This window comes from Amycolatopsis sp. NPDC026612 (genome assembly GCF_040638285.1).
Taxonomy (GTDB): Bacteria; Actinomycetota; Actinomycetes; order Mycobacteriales; family Pseudonocardiaceae; genus Amycolatopsis.
The window spans coordinates 1-4844 of sequence record NZ_JBEZYB010000169.1 but is presented as its reverse complement, the minus strand read 5'-3'; the positions used below and the strand labels follow the sequence as shown (position 1 = coordinate 4844).

General features: G+C 75.5%; 2 protein-coding genes. Both read right to left on the bottom strand.

What is annotated here, in order from left to right:
* The coding region (locus AB0F15_RS44875) for a beta-ketoacyl synthase N-terminal-like domain-containing protein (RefSeq protein ID WP_360284039.1) at positions 1-1745 on the bottom strand (1745 nt) is incomplete at its 3' end.
* A partial coding sequence (locus AB0F15_RS44870) for an SDR family NAD(P)-dependent oxidoreductase (RefSeq protein ID WP_360284037.1) occupies positions 1746-4844 on the bottom strand: 3099 nt, incomplete at its 5' end.

The window sequence follows — 4844 nt, the reverse complement described above, 5'->3', positions numbered from 1 at the left end:
AGACGAGCCGCGAACACCGGCGACGACTCCGCCAGGTCGAGGGCCATCCCCACCCACTGCGCACCCTGCCCCGGAAAGACCAGCGCCACCTTGCCGCGGGCCGAAGCTTCCCCGGTGATCACTGCGGGGCTCGCCGAGCCGGCGGCCAGCGCAGCCAGTCCGCCGTCCCCGGTGACCACCGCGCGGTGGCCGAGCAGCGCCCGCGACTTCACCAGCGAGAACCCGATGTCGGCCGGGTGACCGTCGTGGTCGAGCAGTGCCGCGGCCTGCGCCCGCAGCGCTTCCGCCGAACCGGCCGACAACACCCACGGCACCGGACCCGGGACCGCCCGCGACGGCAGTGCGGGCTCGTCCGGAGCCTGTTCCAAGATCACGTGCGCGTTGGTTCCGCTGACCCCGAACGACGAGACGCCGATCCGCCGCGGCTGCCCGGTCTCCGGCCACGGCGTCGCCTCGGTGAGCAGCCGGACCTCCCCGGCCGTCCAGTCCACTTGCGACGACGGCGCGTCGACGTGCAGGCTCCGCGGCAGCAGGCCCCGGCGCATGGCCTGGACGGACTTGATGATCCCGGCGACCCCGGCCGCGGCCTGGGTGTGCCCGAGGTTGGACTTGACCGAGCCGAGCAGCAACGGACGGCCGGCCGCGCGGCCGCGGCCGTAGGTGGCCAGCAGCGCCTGCGCCTCGATCGGGTCGCCGAGGGTGGTGCCGGTGCCGTGCGCCTCGACCGCATCGACCTGCTCGGCCGACAGCTGGGCGCGCTCCAGCGCGGCGCGGATGACCCGCTGCTGCGACGGCCCGTTCGGCGCGGTCAGGCCGCTGCTGGCGCCGTCCTGGTTGACCGCGGAACCGCGGACGACGGCGAGCACCGGGTGCCCGTGGCGGCGCGCGTCGGAAAGGCGCTCCACGAGCAGCATCCCGGCGCCCTCGCCCCAGCCGGTGCCGTCGGCGGCGTCGGCGAAGGGCTTGCATCGGCCGTCGGCGGCCAGGCCGCGCTGGCGGCTGAACGCGGTGAACGTGCCCGGCGTGGCCATCACCGTGACGCCGCCGGCCAGCGCCAGCGAGCAGTCGCCGAGCCGGACGGCCTGGCACGCCAGGTGCAGCGCGACCAGCGACGACGAGCAGGCCGTGTCGATGGTGACCGCGGGACCTTCGAGGCCGAGGGTGTAGGCGATCCGGCCGGAGGCGACGCTGCCCGCGCTGCCGTTGCCGAGGTGGGCCTCGAACTCCGCGAACACCTCGGGCGCGAGCAGCAGCCGGGCCGCGTAGTCGGAGTACATCACCCCGGCGTAGACGCCGACCTTCTCGCCACGCACGGACGTCGGGTCGATGCCCGCCCGCTCCAGCACCTCCCAGGAGACTTCCAGGAGCAGCCGCTGCTGCGGGTCCATGGCGAGCGCCTCGCGCGGGGAGATCCCGAAGAACCCGGCGTCGAACTCGGCCGCGTCGTGCAGGAACGCGCCCTCGCGGGTGTAGCTGGTGCCCGCGCTGCCGGGGTCGGCGTCGTAGAGCGCGTCGAGGTCCCAGCCGCGGTCGGCGGGGAACGCCCCGACCGCGTCCTCCCCCGCTGCCAGCAGGTCCCACAGCTGTTCGGGGGTGCGGACGCCGCCGGGGAACCGGCAGCTCATGCCGACGATGGCGACCGGCTCGTGCGCGCGGTCCTCGTTCTCCTTCAGCCGCCGCCGGGCTTCGCGCAGGTCGGCCGTGGCCCGCTTGAGGTAGTCCAGGAGTTTCTGTTCGTTCGACATTCAGGACATCCCCAGTTCGTCGTCGAGGAGCTCGAAGATCTCCTCGGCGGTGGCGTCGGCCAGTTCCGTGCCGGGTTCCTCCCGGCGGTCGTCGGTGGCGGTCCAGCGGGCCAGCAGCTCGCGCAGGCGTTCGGTGACGAGGTCGCGTTCGCCCGCACCGGGCTCGGCCGCGGCGAGCACCGCGGCCAGCCGGTCGAGCTCCGCGTGGACGGGCGGGACGACCTTCGCCCCGCCCGCGGGCAGCTCGGCGCCCAGGTGCTTGGTGAGCGCGTCCGGGTTCGGGTAGTCGAAGATCAGCGTGGCCGGCAGCCGCAGCCCGGTCACCGCGTTGAGCCGGTTGCGCAGCTCCAGCGCGGTCAGCGAGTCGAACCCGAGATCGAGGAAGCCGCGCCCGGCCTCCACGGCGTGCCCCGACGGGTAGCCGAGCACCGCCGCCACCTGGGCGCGCACGACGTCGTCGACGACGCGGAGCTGTTCGGCCTCCGGGAGGCCCGCGAGCCGCTCGGCCAGCCCGGGCCCGGCCGGGACACCGTCGCGCACGGCCGGCCGCGCCGAGGTCCGGACCAGTCCGCGCAGCAGCGGCGGGACCTCGGCCCGGGCGCGCCAGGCGGCCAGGTCGAGACCCACCGGCATGAGCAGCGGCTCGCCCGTGCCGAGAGCGAGGTCGAACAGCCGCAGGGCGCGGTCCGTCGGCAGGGCGCGGACGCCGGAGCGGCCGAGCCGCGCCACGTCGTCGTCGCCGAGGTGCGCGGTCAGGCCGCTGCGCGCTTCCCACAGCCCCCACGCGAGCGAAGTCGCGGCCAGGCCCCGGCCGTGGCGGTGCTGGGCGAGGGCGTCGAGGTAGGCGTTGGCCGCGGAGTAGCCGGCCTGGCCCGCGCCGCCCATCGTCGTCGCGAAGGACGAGAACAGGACGAACGCGTCGAGGTCGAGGTGCGCGGTCAGCTCGTGCAGGTGCCGCGCGGCCACGGCCTTGGGCCGCAGGACGGTGTCGAGCCGGTCCGGGGTCAGTGCTTCGAGGACCCCGTCGTCCAGCGCGCCCGCGGCGTGCACCACCGCCGTCAGCGGGTGCTCGGCGGGGATCCGCGCCAAGGCGGCTTCGAGGGCGTCCCGGTCGGCGACGTCGCAGGCGAGCACGGTCACCGACGCGCCCGCGGCCGTCAGCTCCTCGGCGGCGCCGGGGGCGCTGCGGCTGAGCAGCAGGAGGTGCCGGACGCCGTGCACCGTCACCAGGTGCCGGGCGAGCAGGCCGCCGAGCACGCCGCTCGCGCCGGTGACGAGCACCGTGCCGTCCGGGTTCCAGACGTGCTCGTGGCGCGGCGGGGTGGCCCGCGCCAGCCGGGGCACGTGCAGGGCACCGCCGCGCAACGCCAGCTGCGGCTCGCCGGCCGCGGCGGCCGCTCCGGCCCAGGCGGCGGTGTTCTCCGGGGTGTCGACGTCGAGCAGCACGAACCGGCCGGGGTGCTCCGACTGCGCCGACCGCACCAGCCCCCAGACGGTCGCCGCGGCGGGATCGGCGGGTGCCTCCCCGACGGCGGATTCGGTGACCAGCACCAGCCGCCCGTCGTGCTCGCCCGCCAGGAAGTCCTGCACGGTCTCGAGCGCTTCGGCCGTCACATCGCCACGGCACCGCGTGAACACGACCGCGCCGGGTTCGCCGAGGGGAACGGCCGGGGCGGCGGGTCCGGTTTCGAGGCGCTGCCACGCGAGGGTGAACAGGGCGTCGGCGCCGGTGTCCGCGGCGGCGGCCACCTGCCCGGCCGAAATCGGCCGCATGACCAGGGATTCCGCTTCGGCGACCGGCGCGCCGGTCTCGTCGGCGACGGTGACCGAGACGCCGTCCGCGCCGAGGGCGCCGAGCCGGACCCGCAGCGTCGTCGCCCCCGTTGCGTAGAGCCGGACGCCGGTCCACGCGAACGGCAGCCGGGCGCCGGCCTGGGCGCTGGTCAGGCCGATCGGGTGCAGGGCCGCGTCGAGCAGGGCCGGGTGCAGGCCGTAGCGAGCCGCTTCGGCCTGCTGCGCGCCGGGCAGGACGACCTCGGCGTAGAGGTCGTCGCCGTGCCGCCAGGCCGCGCGCAGCCCCTGGAACGCCGGGCCGTAGCGGTAGCCGTGCTCCGCCAGGGTGTCGTAGTGGCCTTCGACCGGCAGGGGGTCGGCGCCCGGCGGCGGCCATGCGGTGAGGGCCGTGCCCGGCTCGGCGCCGGGGGCCAGTACCCCTTCGGCGTGCTGGGTCCAGTCGAGGTCGTCGCCCGGTCGCGAGTGGACGGTCACTACGCGGCGGCCGTGCTCGTCGGCGGCTTCGACCCTGACCTGCACGGCCACGCCGCCGCGGCGGGGCAGCACCAGCGGCGTCTGCAGGGTCAGCTCTTCGACCGTGGCGCAGCCGACCTGGTCGGCGGCCCGCACGGCGAGCTCGACGAACGCGGTGCCGGGCAGCAGCACGGTGTCCCCGACCGCGTGGTCGGCGAGCCACGGGTGGGTGCTCAGGGAAAGCCGTCCGGTGAGCAGGGTGGCGCCGGTGCCCGCGACGGCCACTGCCGCGCCGAGCAGCGGGTGCCCGGCGTCGGTGAGGCCGAGGCCGCCGGCGTCGCCCGCGGTGGCAGCGGTCCACTGTGGCCAGTACCACTCCTGCTGGAACGGGTAGGTGGGGATGTCGGTGAACCGCGCGCCGGGGAAGGCCGGGCGCCAGTCGACCCCGACCCCGTTGACGTGTGCCTCGGCGAGCGCGGTGTAGAAACGGGTCAGGCCACCGTCGTCACGGCGCAACGAGCCCAGCGCGAGGACGTCGTCGCCGATCGCCATGGTGAGCACCGGGTGCGGCGACGCTTCGACGAACGTCCCGAACCCTTCGCTCTTCAACCGTTCGACCGCGATGTCCAGCCGGACCGTGCTGCGCAGGTTCGCGTACCAGTACTCCGCATCCAGCACCGGCCCGTCGATCCACTCGCCGGTCACCGTCGAGAAGAACGCCGTCTCCCCCGCCCGCGGCCTGATCGGACCGAGCACCTCGAGAAGCTCCTCGCGCAGCTGCTCCACCTGCACCGAGTGCGACGCATAATCCACCGGCACCCGCTTCGCCCGGACACCATCCGCCTCACACGA